Source organism: Brevibacterium sp. S111, from assembly GCF_004745075.1.
Classification (GTDB): Bacteria; Actinomycetota; Actinomycetes; order Actinomycetales; family Brevibacteriaceae; genus Brevibacterium.
In genome coordinates this window covers 1-13,528 of record NZ_RHFH01000021.1, presented here as the reverse complement: position 1 = coordinate 13,528, position 13,528 = coordinate 1, and the positions used below count along the sequence as shown (strand labels likewise).

Annotated in this window: 13 protein-coding genes and 4 tRNA genes; 3 read left to right on the top strand and 14 right to left on the bottom strand. The window is 64.3% G+C overall.

Going from position 1 to position 13,528, the window contains the following annotated elements:
- Positions 1-2 precede the first annotated feature (2 nt).
- The 5 genes from EB836_RS16715 to EB836_RS16695 all read right to left on the bottom strand — a co-directional run bounded on the left by EB836_RS16715 (position 3) and on the right by EB836_RS16695 (position 1,852).
- Positions 3-1,310, bottom strand: a complete 1,308-nt coding sequence (locus EB836_RS16715) for a DUF4190 domain-containing protein (protein WP_135542426.1) — start codon at positions 1,308-1,310, stop codon at positions 3-5.
- A gap of 161 nt (positions 1,311-1,471) precedes the next feature.
- A tRNA-Val gene (locus EB836_RS16710) sits at positions 1,472-1,543 on the bottom strand.
- 37 nt (positions 1,544-1,580) lie between these two features.
- Positions 1,581-1,652 (bottom strand) — tRNA-Val (locus EB836_RS16705).
- A gap of 30 nt (positions 1,653-1,682) precedes the next feature.
- Positions 1,683-1,753 (bottom strand) — tRNA-Cys (locus tag EB836_RS16700).
- Positions 1,754-1,779: 26 nt separating this feature from the next.
- Positions 1,780-1,852 (bottom strand) — tRNA-Gly (locus tag EB836_RS16695).
- 136 nt (positions 1,853-1,988) lie between these two features.
- Between EB836_RS16695 and EB836_RS16690 the strand changes: the two genes are divergently transcribed.
- Positions 1,989-2,465: a PGPGW domain-containing protein gene (locus tag EB836_RS16690; protein ID WP_240690104.1), complete on the top strand. Its 477-nt coding sequence runs from the start codon at positions 1,989-1,991 to the stop codon at positions 2,463-2,465.
- A gap of 203 nt (positions 2,466-2,668) precedes the next feature.
- Here EB836_RS16690 and zapE read toward each other — a convergent pair whose 3' ends face one another.
- The 8 genes from zapE to hrcA form a co-directional block, all read right to left on the bottom strand.
- Complete coding sequence (gene zapE, locus EB836_RS16685) at positions 2,669-3,676, bottom strand: cell division protein ZapE (RefSeq protein ID WP_135542424.1); 1,008 nt, start codon at positions 3,674-3,676, stop codon at positions 2,669-2,671.
- A 146-nt stretch (positions 3,677-3,822) separates the two neighbouring features.
- Positions 3,823-4,758 (bottom strand): GTPase Era, encoded by a 936-nt coding sequence (gene era, locus EB836_RS16680; protein ID WP_135542422.1) that lies wholly within the window; start codon positions 4,756-4,758, stop codon positions 3,823-3,825.
- Between the two features lies 1 nt (position 4,759).
- A complete protein-coding gene (locus EB836_RS16675; RefSeq protein WP_135542420.1) occupies positions 4,760-6,073 on the bottom strand; it encodes a hemolysin family protein in 1,314 nt (437 codons plus the stop codon).
- 1 nt (position 6,074) lies between these two features.
- Entirely contained in the window at positions 6,075-6,563 is a 489-nt protein-coding gene (gene ybeY, locus EB836_RS16670) for an rRNA maturation RNase YbeY (protein ID WP_135542418.1), read from the bottom strand.
- A complete protein-coding gene (locus EB836_RS16665) occupies positions 6,560-7,612 on the bottom strand; it encodes a PhoH family protein (protein ID WP_135542416.1) in 1,053 nt (350 codons plus the stop codon). The genes ybeY and EB836_RS16665 overlap by 4 nt, the downstream gene beginning before the upstream one ends.
- A 55-nt stretch (positions 7,613-7,667) precedes the next feature.
- Positions 7,668-8,420 (bottom strand): 16S rRNA (uracil(1498)-N(3))-methyltransferase, encoded by a 753-nt coding sequence (locus EB836_RS16660; protein WP_135542414.1) that lies wholly within the window; start codon positions 8,418-8,420, stop codon positions 7,668-7,670.
- On the bottom strand, positions 8,417-9,532 hold the full coding sequence (gene dnaJ, locus EB836_RS16655) for a molecular chaperone DnaJ (protein WP_135542412.1): 1,116 nt from the start codon (positions 9,530-9,532) through the stop codon (positions 8,417-8,419). The genes EB836_RS16660 and dnaJ overlap by 4 nt, the downstream gene beginning before the upstream one ends.
- A 129-nt stretch (positions 9,533-9,661) precedes the next feature.
- Positions 9,662-10,705: a heat-inducible transcriptional repressor HrcA gene (gene hrcA / locus EB836_RS16650; RefSeq protein WP_135542410.1), complete on the bottom strand. Its 1,044-nt coding sequence runs from the start codon at positions 10,703-10,705 to the stop codon at positions 9,662-9,664.
- A 174-nt stretch (positions 10,706-10,879) separates the two neighbouring features.
- Here hrcA and EB836_RS16645 point away from each other — a divergent pair, with 174 nt between their 5' ends.
- Together EB836_RS16645 and EB836_RS16640 are read left to right on the top strand one after the other, a co-directional pair.
- Entirely contained in the window at positions 10,880-11,740 is an 861-nt protein-coding gene (locus EB836_RS16645) for a DUF3097 domain-containing protein (RefSeq protein WP_205683402.1), read from the top strand.
- 105 nt (positions 11,741-11,845) lie between these two features.
- Positions 11,846-12,487: a DUF4870 domain-containing protein gene (locus EB836_RS16640; RefSeq protein WP_135542408.1), complete on the top strand. Its 642-nt coding sequence runs from the start codon at positions 11,846-11,848 to the stop codon at positions 12,485-12,487.
- A gap of 49 nt (positions 12,488-12,536) precedes the next feature.
- On the opposite strand, the gene EB836_RS16635 is transcribed toward EB836_RS16640, so the two are convergent.
- Complete coding sequence (locus EB836_RS16635) at positions 12,537-12,986, bottom strand: hypothetical protein (protein ID WP_135542407.1); 450 nt, start codon at positions 12,984-12,986, stop codon at positions 12,537-12,539.
- Positions 12,987-13,528 lie beyond the last annotated feature (542 nt).

The following is a 13,528-nucleotide window of genomic DNA, read 5'->3' as shown; positions in this document are numbered from 1 at the left end:
CATCACTGCTTGTAGAACTCGAAGTCCTTGCCCTTGCCGAGATCGTCGACGAGTTTGAGCTTGAGGTGCATCCCATCGATTTCGGCCTTGGGAACACCGAAGGCGAGCTCATAGGTCGTTTCGCCGCCGGCAGGCACGGGATCGGTGAAGGCCAGCGAGCCCTTGTAGTTTCCGCTGTCGAAGACGTCGTCGTATTCCTTGCTGCCTCCATCTGTGGCGGTCAGATTCGTCAGAGTCATCTTCACGTCAGAGCTCGAGTCGTTCTTCACGGTCATCGTCACGATGGCGATCTCACCATTCGTCGACTCGGCGCCGGAGGCGTATTCTCCCGCAGTGCCCGGGCGGACATTGATCGCGGCGGTGACATCGGTGCCGATCTCGACCTCGCCGGCCTGAGCGGGCGCAGCGTCTTCGCTGTCGGAGCCGCTCGATCCGTCGCTTGCTGGAGTCGACGGGGGATTAGTGCTGGGCTCCGCAAATGGATTCTCTTCCTGCTTTTGTTCCTGTTTCTGCTCTTCAGCAGCGTCGTTTACGGCATTAATAAACAGGCCGCCAAAGAGCACAGTAGCCACAATCACAGCGATCGAAATGACGACCGACAGCCCGCCGAGGACGATGCCGGTGATGTTGAAGCCCTTGTTGTTCGCCAGGCCCTTCTTGATCGCAGAGAGTCCGAGGAATCCGAACACGATCGCGGCGATGCCGAAGAGCGCGCCGCCGCCGAAGACGAAGGCGCCGAGGACGCCGACGATGCCGCCGATGAGTGCGAGGATGCCCCAGATGTTCTTCGAGGTGCCGCCGCCCGAGGGGTACTGCCCGTAGGCGGCGTTCGGGTTGGCCGGGATGAATTGATCGGACGACCCTTCGGCTCCCGGGTAGGCCGGCTGCTGTCCGTATTGATTGGCGTCGTACTGGTTCTGGCCGTACTGACTCTGGCCGTACTGATCCTGTCCGTACTGGCTGTCGCCGTACTGGTTCTGGCCGTACTGGTCGTTCGGCTGACCAAAGTTCGGCTGCTGTCCGTACTGGTTCTGGTCGTTCGGCTGACCGTAGTTCGGCTGCGAACCGTACTGCGGAGGCTGCTGTCCGTACCCCTGCGAACCGTCATTCCCGCCCTGGCCGTAGTTCGGCTGGGATCCGTACTGGGGAGGCTGCTGTCCCGCGTTCTGGTCGTTGCCGTAGCCGGGCGCGCTCGACGGCTGGTTGTTCGGGTTCTGACCGTTGGGGTCCTGGCCGTTCGGGTTCTGGCCGTTCGGGTTGTTCCCGCCCGAACCGTCACCGGAACCGTAGGGGTTCTGAGGATTAGACATGAATGCTCCGAAGTCATCGTCGTTAGATACAAGGCCAAGCGTACTAGCAAACCCGCATGCCACTGCATGATGTTCGCGTTCCAAACCTGCAACAGAGCCGGATGTTCACGAGTCTTCGGGGATGCACGAAGCCCCGGGCGGATCGCCCGGGGCTTCTTCTGTGCGCGATACTGGGATCGAACCAGTGACCTCTTCCGTGTCAGGGAAGCGCGCTACCGCTGCGCCAATCGCGCTCTATTCTTTTGTTGCACCGGAACCCGAGGGTCCCTGTGCGCGATACTGGGATCGAACCAGTGACCTCTTCCGTGTGAAGGAAGCGCGCTACCGCTGCGCCAATCGCGCTGGTCGGTCAGCATTGCTGCTGACCATCCGAGGTGGCGACGGGATTCGAACCCGTGTATACGGCTTTGCAGGCCGCTGCCTCGCCTCTCGGCCACGCCACCGCCAAGGCAGTGCCATGACGCCTCCGAGCGGATGACGGGACTCGAACCCGCGACCCTCACCTTGGCAAGGTGATGCTCTACCAACTGAGCCACATCCGCATTTCTCGCTGCGGGGTTTCCCTCGCAACGAGATACAACTCTATACGGAGGGGGCGGCATACGCAAAATCGGAATCGGGTGATCGTGATCACATGCGCAGATCCAGCATTCAGGCTGGCCAACTTATAGTGGTGGGGTGAACGACGAACGTCCCCGCGCCCGCCCCAAGGGCTGGTTGTCACGCCACCATCGCCAAGGCCCCCGACCGTGGCGGAAACTGCGTCTGGGTTTCCTCCGCTGGCGCAGGATGGTGTTGGCGAACCATCACACCGCCCGCATCTATCGCAGCATCGTCGGCGGACTCGGCACACTCATCGTGCTCATCGGCCTCGTCCTTGTGCCCCTGCCCGGTCCGGGATGGCTCATCGTCATCATCGGCCTGTTCGTCATCTCCAGCGAATTCCATTGGGCGCGGAGACTGCTCCACTTCGTGCGCGTGAATGTCGAGCGGTGGACGCGCTGGATCATGGCCCAGCGGCTGTGGGTGCGCTGGACCGTCGGCGCGGTCACCGCGGCCTTCGTCGGCTTCATCGTCTGGTGCACCCTGCGCCTCACCGGCCTGCCGGGGTGGGTGCCGGATCTCGCCGTGCTCGAACTGCTCGGTCTGCACTGAACGTCCGCCCCGCGCACCCGAACCCGCCACGCACGTCCGCACAGTTGGCCGACGCCGCTGACATGCCGAGGTCGCAGTCCCGCCGCCGTCCCTCACCCGCCGGTAGCTCTGACCCGACGGTGGCCGAATGCACAGAGCCCGCCGACCATTCACCGTGGTCGACGGGCACGTGCGGAGCCGCTGTCAGGATGACAGCGGTGGAGTCAGGATGACAGCGCGGTCAGCCGCGAAAGGCAGCGCATGTACTTCTTCCTGTAGCCGCCGGCCAGAGACTCCTCGGTGAAGATCTTGTCCAACGGCACACCGGAGTTGACGATGTGGACGTTGCGGTCGTAGAGCCGGTCGACCAGAGCGACGAAGCGCAGCGCCACGCTCTCGTTCTCGATCGTCGTGACGTCCTCCCACACGGCGGAGTCCACGCCGTCGACCATCCGCCCGTAGCGGGACGGATGGACCGTCGACAGATGAGACAGCAGCTGGGAGAACTCATCTCGGGCGACGGTGCCTTCGAGCTTCGCCGTGGCCGCATCGAGCTCGTCGGCCGGCAGCGGATCTGCCGGGGAGCTCAGCGCACGGTGGCGGTAGTCCTGACCGTCGATGCGAAAGACCTCGAACTGGTCGGCCAGCGCCTGGATCTCACGGAGGAAGTCCTGAGCGGCGAAGCGGCCCTCTCCCAGCGAGCCGGGCAAGGTGTTCGACGTTGCGATGATCTTCACGCCCGCATCGGTGAGTTCGCGCATGAGCCGGGACATGAGCACGGTGTCCCCCGGATCGTCGAGTTCGAATTCGTCGACGCACACGAGCTTCATCTGCGACAGGTCGTCGCGGGCGCGGGCGAAGCCCAGAGCACCGACGAGGTTCGTGTATTCGACGAAGGTGCCGAAGGTGGCGGGCTTCTCATTGGCGTGCCACGCGGACGCGAGCAGGTGAGTCTTGCCGACACCGTAGCCGCCGTCGAGGTAGACGCCCTTGGGACCGGACTTCCCCTTCGAGAAGAGCTTGCCGAAGAACCCCTTCGAGTTCGACTGTGCTGCGAATTGCTCGAGTCTTCTCCGAGCCTCGGCCTGCGAGGGCTCGGTGGGGTCCGTGCGATAGCTGTCGAAGGACACGTCCTCGAACTGAGGCGGCGGGACAAGGCCTGCGATGAGCTCTTCGGGGGCAACCTGTGGGGATCGGTCGCTCAGTGCGACCAGAGTCTGCTCGGCATTCACTCGGCCTAGTCTAAGGCAGGCCCGCGGGCCCGACGGAAATCGGGCCCGAGCGGGTGAGGACCATCACAGGCGCAGAGAACCGAGGTGGACGGACGCACACGCACAGCTTCGGCGCGCCTTCGTCCGCCGAAGCGGATCTATTCGTCTCAGCTGAAGTCGAAGCCGAGTCGGCCGAGCTGTTTGGGATCGCGCTGCCAGTCCTTGGCGACCTTGACGTGGAGGTCGAGGTAGACCTTGGTGCCAAGGAGGCGTTCGATGCCCTGGCGGGATTCCGAACCGATCGCTTTGAGTCGGCTGCCGCCCTTGCCGATGATGATCGCCTTCTGGCTGGGTCGTTCGACGAAGAGGTTGACGTGGACGTTCCACAGCGGATTGTCCTCGCTGCGGCCCTCCCGCGGGTACATCTCCTCGACTTGGACGGCCAGGGAGTGCGGCAGTTCGTCGCGGACGCCTTCGAGGGCGGCTTCACGGACGAGTTCGGCGATCATCTTCTCCTCCGGCTCATCGGTGAGGTCGCCGTCGGGGTAGAGCGGCGGCGACTCCGGCAGATGGGAGGAGAGAACGGAGTCGACGGTGTCGATCTGGAAACCGTCGGCCGCGGAGACCGGGACGACGTCGGCGAAGTCGGCGAGTTCGCCGACGGCCAGCAGCGCCTCGGCGACCTTGTCCTTGGATACGAGGTCGACTTTCGTCACGAGCGCGACGATCGGGGTCCGCCCGTCGAGCAGCTCCAGCTGGGAGGCGATGTAACGGTCGCCGGGACCGATCGCCTCATCGGCGGGAAGGCAGAAGCCGATGACGTCGACTTCGTTGAGGGTGGTGGCCACGAGGTCGTTGAGCCGGGAGCCCAGCAGCGTCCTGGGCTTGTGCAGTCCGGGGGTGTCGACGAGGATCAGCTGGTGATCGTCCCGGTGGACGATTCCGCGGATCGTGTGCCGCGTCGTCTGCGGCTTTGCCGAGGTGATCGCCACCTTCTCCCCCACCAAGGCGTTCGTCAGCGTCGACTTGCCGGTGTTCGGCCGTCCCACGAAGCAGGCGAACCCGGCACGGTAGCCCTCGGGATAGTCTGTGCGAAATTCCATGTCAGTCCTCTTCCTTCGTCCCCGGGCTTCCTGCCGCGGCGGTCTGCGCCTCGGCGGCGGTGTCGTCTGCGGTGCGGGTGACCCGCACATGGGTGATGCGGTGGCGGCGGCCCTGGCCTTCCATGGCTTCGATATGGAGGCCGGCGATGCTCGCATGCGAACCGTCGATGGGCACCCTGTCGATGAGCTTCGACAGCAGCCCGCCGACGCTGTTGACATCATCTTCGTCGATGCGCACGTCGAAGTATTCGGCGAAGTCCGAGATCGACATGCGCGTGCTGATGACGAAGGATCCGTCCTCGGCGGCGACGAGTTCGTCATCGCCGTTGTCGTATTCGTCTTCGATCTCGCCGACGATCTCTTCGACGATGTCCTCGATGGTCACAAGCCCGGCGGTGCCGCCGTATTCGTCGACGAGGATCGCCAAGTGCGTGGAGTCCAGCTGCATCTGTCGCAGCAGATCGTCGGCCGGTTTGGTCTCGGGCACGAAGAGCACACTGCGCGCCAGCGTCCCGATCGGCTTGTCGGTGTCGTCCGGGTGGAGCTGAAGGCGGCGGGCCACATCTTTGAGATAGGCGACGCCGCGGACGTCGTCGAGGTCCTCCCCGCACACGGGGATCCGGGAGAAGCCGGAACGGAAGAACAGGTTCATCGTCTTCTGCAGACCCACGTCGGCGTCGACGGTGACGAGGTCGGTGCGCGGGACCATGACTTCGTTCGCCGAGGTGTCCGAGAGGTTGAAGACCGATTGGATCATCTCGCGTTCGCCGTCTTCGATGATATCGGATTCGCTGGCCCTCTCGACGAGGTCGCGCAGCTGCTCAGAAGTCACGAACGGACCGTCCTTGTACACCTTGTCCGGGGTCAGCAGGTTGCCGAGGACGACGAGGATGCGGGTGAGCGGTTTGAGGACGACGAGGACGATGCGCACGATCCAGCTGAGGTTGAGGCACACGGCTAGCGACCGGCGCTTGCCGATCGTGCGCGGAGACACGCCGGTGATGATGAAGACCGCCACCGAGGCGGTGAGTACCGTGAGGAAGACCATGAGCGGTCCCACGGAGTAGTAGGAGTCATAGGCCAGTGCGATGAAGACCGTGGCCAGTGCCTCGAGGAAGTTGCGGACGAAGATGATGACGTTGATGTTCGTCGGCAGGTCGCCGAGGATCTTCTCCACCCGCACGGCCGCGCGCTTGCCCTCTTCCTTCGCCTCCTCGACGGCGTGGTGGGACACGTTGAGCAGAGCCGCATCGACCGCCGAGAGGATGGCTGCGATGATGAGGCACAGTGCCGCACCGAGGAAGTACGCGAACACCTCAGACCTCGGTGGGGGTGGGAATGTCGGTGCGACCGTCGTAGCGAGCGGCGAAGAAGGTCAGCAGCAGATGCCGCTGCAGGGCGAACATCTCCTCCCGCGCTTCGGGCTCACCGTGGTCGTAGCCGAGGAGGTGGAGGAATCCGTGCACCGTGAGCAGCAGGATCTCGTCCATTGTCGAATGGCCGGCGGCGTCGGCTTGGGCGGCGGCCACCTCGGGGCAGATGATGATGTCACCCATCTGACCTTCGGTCGGTTTGTCCGGCTCTCCTTGGTGGAGCTGGTCCATGGGGAAGGACATGACGTCGGTCGGACCTTCGAGGTCCATCCACGTGACGTGGAGTTCGGACATCGCTGCGGTATCGACCATGGTCACGGCCAGTTCCGCACCGGGATGCATGTGCAGGGCCTCCCCGAGGTACTCGGTCAGGGCCACGACCTCGTCGAGGTCCACCTCGGCGTCGGTCTCGTTGAGGATCTCGGTGTTCATTCGGCACTTCCCCACAGGTCGTAGGCTTCGACGATCTTCGTCACCAGCGAATGCCGGACGACGTCCTTGCTGCCCAGTTCGCAGAACTGCAGGTCCTCGATCCCGTCGAGGATGTCGCGCACGACCTTGAGTCCGCTGCGGGTCTTGCCCGGCAGGTCGATCTGGGAGATGTCACCGGTAACGACCATCCGGGAGCCGAAGCCGAGGCGGGTGAGGAACATCTTCATCTGCTCGGCCGTCGTGTTCTGCGCTTCGTCGAGGATGACGAAGGCATCGTTGAGAGTCCGTCCGCGCATGTACGCCAGGGGTGCGACCTCGATCGTGCCGGTCTCGATGAGCAGCGGGATCGATTCCGGGTCGACCATATCGTGGAGCGCATCGTAGAGCGGTCGCACATATGGGTCGATCTTCTCGTTCAGGGTGCCCGGCAGGTAGCCGAGGGATTCGCCGGCTTCGACGGCGGGCCGGGTGAGGATGATCCGCGAGACCTCTTTGTGCTGGAGGGCGTTGACGGCCATCGCCATCGCCAGGTACGTCTTGCCGGTGCCGGCGGGGCCGATGCCGAAGGTGATCGTGTGGTTGCGGATGGCTTTGACGTAGTCGTGCTGGCCCATCGTCTTCGGGCGGATCGACTTTCCGCGTGTGGAGAGGATGTTCGTGCCCAGCACCGCCGAGGCGGCCGCCCCTTCGGAGGAGAACTTCGTGACCCGTTCGATCGTCTCATCGTTGATCCGATGACCGGCGGCGTGGAGCTTCTTCAGCTCCCCGATGACGCTGACGAAGGCTTGGACCCGGTTCGGATCCCCGGCGGCCTGGACCTGGTTGGCGCGCACGTGGATGTCGAGGTCGTCGAATGACTTCTCGAGGGTGCGCAGGTTCGATTCCCCGGGCCCGAAGAATTCGACGAGGTCGATCGAGTCGGGAATGACGAGGCGTACGGAGTCAGCGGCATGAGAGTCTGCCTGGGCGTCGGTGTCTGCCGCGTGAGAGTCGGGAGTGTTCACAGGGTTCGGGGTGGGGTGGGTGATGTCCAGAATGTTCCTTTGCATGCGAGCGTGCCGTCACCGGCGACGCCGGAGTGTGCTTCCATCCTAGTCCGATGGCTCACCAACGGCCCAATGAATTCTGAGCCATGACGAGGCCGGCGGATCCCGCCGACGAGGAGCGCAGGATGGTCGGACCCAGCAGCACGGGTGTGGCCCCGCGGTCTTTCAGTGCCGCAAGTTCGCTGTCGCTGATACCGCCCTCGGGTCCGACGACGAAGACGATGCGCTCGGGTGCCTCCCCTGCCGCCACCTCTTCGAGTGCCGTGGACAGCTTCGCTTCCGCGGTCTCGTGGAGGACGAAGACCGCATCGGCAGCAGAGAGCCGCTGGGCCAGGGACGTGCCGCGAACGAGTTCGTGCAGCTGCGGGAAGTGGGAGCGCCGGGCTTGGAGGGAGGCGGCGTTGAGCAGGTTCTCCCATTTCGCGGCGATCTTCTCCCGCTTCTTCGCCGGCCAGTCGGCGATCGAGCGTTCGGCGGCCCAGGGGATGACATCGTCGACCCCGATCTCCGTGGCCGTTTCGATGGCCTGCAGGTCACGGTCGCCCTTGGCCAGGGCTTGGACGAGAACGAGCCGCGGAGCCGGCCGCGGTTCCGTCGTCACCGCGGTGACGTCGATGGCGATGTCCGTCGGTGAAGCGGTCGTGACGGTGCCACGAGCTCGCGCACCGGCCCCGTTGACGATGTCGATCTGCTCACCGGGTCCGATCCGTCGCACCCGCACCGCATGTCCGGCCACGTCCTCACCGAGGGTGAGGACCTGACCGATGACCGCCTCGGCGGCCAGGGCGGAGCGGAAGACGGGAAGACTCACCGACCGGCGAACCTTTCGCGCATGCGGGAGAACACGCCGCGGCTCTCGGTGGTGATCTGCGCGCGGGGGGCTTCTTCCCCTCGCAGCTGTGCCAGCTTCTCGAGCAGCTCGCGCTGCTCGTCGTCGAGCTTGTCGGGAGTGAGCACGTCGACGGTGATGAGCAGGTCGCCACGAGTCTCCGAGCGCAGGCGGGCCGCGCCGAGTCCGGCGAGTTTGACGACCGTGCCCGACTGGGTGCCCGGGGCGATGTTGAGGTCCTGGGTGCCGTCGAAGGTCTCGAACGGAATCGTCGCTCCCAGGGTGGCCGCGGTCATCGGCACGGACACCGCGGCACGGAAGTTGTCGCCGTCGCGGTGGAAGACCTCGTGGCGGGTGACCATGACCTCGACGAAGAGGTCGCCGGCGGGGCCGCCGCCGGGTCCGACTTCGCCCTGGCTGGACAGCTGGATGCGGGTGCCGTCGGAGACTCCGGCGGGGATGCGGATCTTCATGGTCCGCTGTTTGCGCACGCGGCCGTCGCCCTGGCAGTTGAGGCAGGGGCTCGGGATGACGGTGCCGAATCCGTGGCAGGAGTTGCAGGTCTGGTTCGTGACCATCTGGCCCAGCAGGGTGCGGGTCATGCGCTGGACGCTGCCGGCGCCGTGGCACAGGCTGCAGGTCTCGATCTTCGTGCCTTCCTGGGTGCCGGCACCGGAGCACGTGTCGCAGACGACGGCGGTGGTCACATCGAGATCGACGGTGCCGCCGAAGGCCGCAGTCTTGAGGTCGATGCTGACTCCGACGAGGGCGTCCTTGCCGCGCTGGGTGCGTGGGATCGGACCGGCGGCCTGTCCCCCTCCGCCGCCGAAGAAGGTTTCGAAGATGTCTCCGAAGCCGCCGAAGCCGCCGCCGGCCGGGAAGCCCTGACCGTTCTCGCCGCCGCCCATGTCGTAGTTGCGCCGCTTCTCCGGGTCGGAGAGCACATCGTAGGCCAGTGAGATGGCCTTGAATTCGTCTTCGTGACCGGGGTTGACGTCCGGGTGGTACTTGCGTGCCAGCTTCCGGTACGACGACTTGATCTCAGCCGCGGAAGCATCTTTGGACACTCCGAGTGTTTCATAGTGATCGGCCACAGAAACTTCTCTCTCCCTGACGTAGTGGTCTTCTCAGTTCTTGGTGGTGGCGACCGCGCTTCCACGCAGTCCTCACCGATATGGTCTCGCCCTGATTCGGGCGCCTCCAGCTCTTCGTCTTCAGCGGCCCTACCCTCGATCGAGGATCGAGGACACGTACTTCGCGACGGCCCGGACAGCCGAGATCGTCGTCGGATAATCCATTCTGGTCGGGCCGAGCACCGCCAGTCTGGCCGAGGAACCCGCCTCATGACCATATTCGGCGGCCACGACAGAAGTCGAACTCAATGATTCGTGAGTATTCTCACGCCCGATGCGCACACTGATCTCCTCTTGGTCTTCGGCCATCGAGGTGAGCAGCTTGAGGAGGACCACCTGTTCTTCGAAGGCCTCGAGGATCGGGCCCATCTTCTCACCGAACTCACGTCCGGAGCGTGCGAGGTTCGCGGTGCCGGCCATGATGATGCGCTCTTCACGAGTGGCGGCGACGAGGTCGACGACGGCGGCGCGGACCTGCTGCAGTCCGGAATCGTCGAGGGCCCCGGGCTCGGCAGGATCGGGAGTCGCGGCCGCCTCGGCGCCGGGGGCGGAACCGAGGACCTGCGAGAGCTTGCGGCCGGCGAACTCGGCGTTGATCTGGTCGCGCAGGCCGCGGACGGCGTCGTCATCGACCGGCGTCGGGGTGATGATGGACTTCTGTTCGACCTGTCCGGCGTCGGTGATGAGGACGACGAGGATCCGCCCCGGTCCGAGGCCGACGATCTCGACGTGCTTGATCCGGGCGCGGGACACCGTCGGGTATTGGATGAGGGCGACCTGGTGGGTCAGCCCCGACAGCACGCGTACGGTGCGGTCGAGCATTCCGTCGAGGTCGACTTCACCGTCGATGAGCTGGAAGATCGCACTGCGTTCGGCACCGGTCAGCGGTTTGAACTCGTCGATGCAGTCGACGAACATCCGGTATCCGAGGTCGGTGGGGATCCGGCCCGCCGAAGTGTGCGGTTGGGCGATGTAGCCCTCGTGTTCGAGCTGGGCCATGTCGTTGCGGATCGTCGCCGGTGAGACGCCGAGGGTGTGCCGCTGCACGATCGCCTTCGATCCCACGGGTTCGTTGGTGGCGACGAAGTCCTCGACGATGGCGCGCAGTACCTGTGCTCGTCTGCTGTCGTTCATCGCGGACCTCCTCCCCGCCTCTGTTCCCGGTGCCCGTGTCGGTCTCCGCATGCCCGAACTGGCACTCATTGCGACTGAGTGCCAATTCTACGCCTCTCGACCGCTGATTTCATTTCAGGGGTGTCCCGCGGGTCTGCGCGCGACCCCGACGCTCCTTCATTAGGGTGGTGTCCCGTGAATGTTTTTGATCGCTATGGCCCCGATGTGCTCTCCGGCTCCTCACCGTCGTCTCACCGTCCGAAGAAGTCCCGCCCGGTCGAACTCGGCCTGGGCATGGTGCTCGAAGATGCGATGAGCGGATATGTCGGTGCGGTCGTCGGAGCGGAGAAGACCACGGCCGGTGTCGTCGTCAATCTCGAGGACCGCAACGGCCGGGTGCATGCGTTCCCCCTGGGCCCGGGCTTCCTGCTGGAAGGGCAACCGGTCGATCTGCGGCTGCCGACGAAGAAGAAAGCGCAGGCCCCCGGGCGAACGGCTTCCGGCTCGCGTGCGGTGGCAGGTGCCAAAGCGCGGGTGGCACGTGGGTCGCGCATCTGGGTCGAGGGCAAGCACGATGCCGAATTGGTCGAGAAGATCTGGGGTGATGATCTGCGCATCGAAGGCGTGGTCGTCGAACCCCTCGGCGGCCTCGATGACGTCGCCGACAAACTCGCGGCCTTCGGTCCGGATCGCGAGCATCGGGTCGGCGTCCTCGCCGACCACCTGGTCGATGGAACAAAGGAGTCGAAGATCGCCGAGGCGGTACGCGCCGATCCGCGCTACCGCGACGTCGTCCACATCATCGGTCATCCCTATGTCGACATCTGGCAGGCGGTCAAACCCCATGTCGTCGGCATCAGAGAGTGGCCGGTCGTCCCTCGCGGAGAGGATTGGAAGACGGGGATCCTGCGTCGGATCGGTTGGCCGCATGCCGATCACCGCGATGTCGCGCGCGGATGGGTGCGCATCCTCGGAAAGGTGACGACGATCGCCGATGTCGAACCGACGCTGTCGGGCCGGGTCGAGGAGCTCATCGACTTCGTCACTGTCGGCTGATCGGGGCGCCCGAGGCACGGAGGATGACGACGCAAGTCGACAACACAGTCTGCGTTGACAACATCTGCGGTAACGTGGATGACTGGAGGAATCGAAAGGAAGCTCATGACACAGAATCCCCAGCAGCCCGACAACAGCCACCCGCGACCGATGCCGCCGAATTACCCTGAGGCACCCGGACTCCAACCGCCTTATGGTTCCCAACCGTCATACGGTTCCCAGCAGCCTTATGGTTCCCAGCCGTCATACGGTTCCCAGCAGCCTTATGGTTCCCAGCAGCCTTATGGTTCCCAACCGTCATACGGTGTGCCGCAGAGCTACTCGGTCTCACCAGGCGCCCACGGCCCGGCAGCTGACCAGGCGCTGTACGACTCACGGCTGTTGCCGCCGCAAGCCTTCGGCACCGGGTCCGAAGGGTTCTGGCAAACACCACCCTCGGACCGCAGTACTGCAGTCTGGACCCATATCGGATCCATCCTGCTGGGCTGGCTACTGCCGCTCATCCTCTTCCTCGTCAAGAAGGACGAGTCCCCGTTCGTTCGCGAACATGCCCGCCAGTCGTTGAATTTCGAACTGACTTTGTTCCCGATCTTCTTCATCGGTTCAATATTCACATTGACGGGAGTCGGCCTGCTGATTCTTCTGGCTGCGGCAATCGTTAACATCGTCTTCCACATCAATGGCGCTATCGCCGCCAATCGCGGCCAGGGCTACAGGATCCCCCTGGCGATTTCGATGGTCAAATGACCCGTCCGACGTCCTGACCGACGGCGCCCAATGGTGTTGCCTGGTCCGATCACCGGCCGCGGGCAAACCACGCCGAGGAGCGGGGCAAGAAGGCGAACACTATGCTCGCAGTGCCGAACAGCAGAAAGCAGCCGATCAACAGCGGATTGAGCGGGGTCATCACCACGAAGGCCAGGCCAAGACATCCCATTGCCACCCAACGAGCACGCCCACGACCGACGGCCAGACGCCATGCATAGGCCGTGAAGCCCACAATCACGATGAGGCCGACCACAAACGCGATTGCGACGATCCCCGTGGCGATTCCACTCGATAGATCGCCGGCCCAGGACAGTACCGCTGTATCCGTCAGGTCTCCGATCTTTCGCAGCACCCAGCCGACGATCCGGAACGCTCGCCCACCGGTGAAGGCCATCCAGACGAGAGCCGCAAGAACGAAGAACGGAGCAATGAACCCCAGCACCGAGGCGGTGATGACCTCGAAGGGACGCTTAGGCACACCAAACACATTCACTTGCAGATCTCGCGCAGAGCGGTAGGTCCCGGGATAGTTCCGTGCAACATCGAATGCTTTCCCGTGCCCATTCCGTTCCAGCGGATGCGACCCTATCAAGGAAGCGCGATCCGTTGCGCGCCGGCGACGGAGCAAGTCCTCCCTTGCCCGTGCGGCAATCTCGCGTGGGTCTTCGGTCGGCAGATGACCGAGCGCATGTCCCCACTCAGAATGAGAGTGACCCGTCAGCGACATCGCGGGAGCAGGCCAGGCTTCTGACCAGTTCCTCTGCCCATGCCCCGGATTCGGTGTACTCATAGACGACGTGGCAGCCCTTTCTGCATCAATGACCGATTCCGCTGCTACCTTACTACAGCCGTTGCCGAACTGAGGCAGGAATCTGAGCTCTTCTCTCTCCCCACCCCGTTACCTTTTAAGTAGCCTCAACATCCGTCAGGATAGAAGGGGTCGCTGGCCTGAGGACCTCGGCATGATTCATGCCCCCAGTCGTCATGATCCGGGGGGTGTTGTCACCGAGGTTCGAAGGC

Coding starts and splice junctions, on each gene's coding strand:
- EB836_RS16715 (WP_135542426.1), bottom strand. CDS start 1,310: ATGTCTAATCCTCAGAACCCCTACGGTTCCGGTGACGGTTCGGGCGGG.
- era (WP_135542422.1), bottom strand. CDS start 4,758: ATGGAATTTCGCACAGACTATCCCGAGGGCTACCGTGCCGGGTTCGCC.
- ybeY (WP_135542418.1), bottom strand. CDS start 6,563: ATGAACACCGAGATCCTCAACGAGACCGACGCCGAGGTGGACCTCGAC.
- EB836_RS16665 (WP_135542416.1), bottom strand. CDS start 7,612: ATGCAAAGGAACATTCTGGACATCACCCACCCCACCCCGAACCCTGTG.
- hrcA (WP_135542410.1), bottom strand. CDS start 10,705: ATGAACGACAGCAGACGAGCACAGGTACTGCGCGCCATCGTCGAGGAC.
- EB836_RS16640 (WP_135542408.1), top strand. CDS start 11,846: ATGACACAGAATCCCCAGCAGCCCGACAACAGCCACCCGCGACCGATG.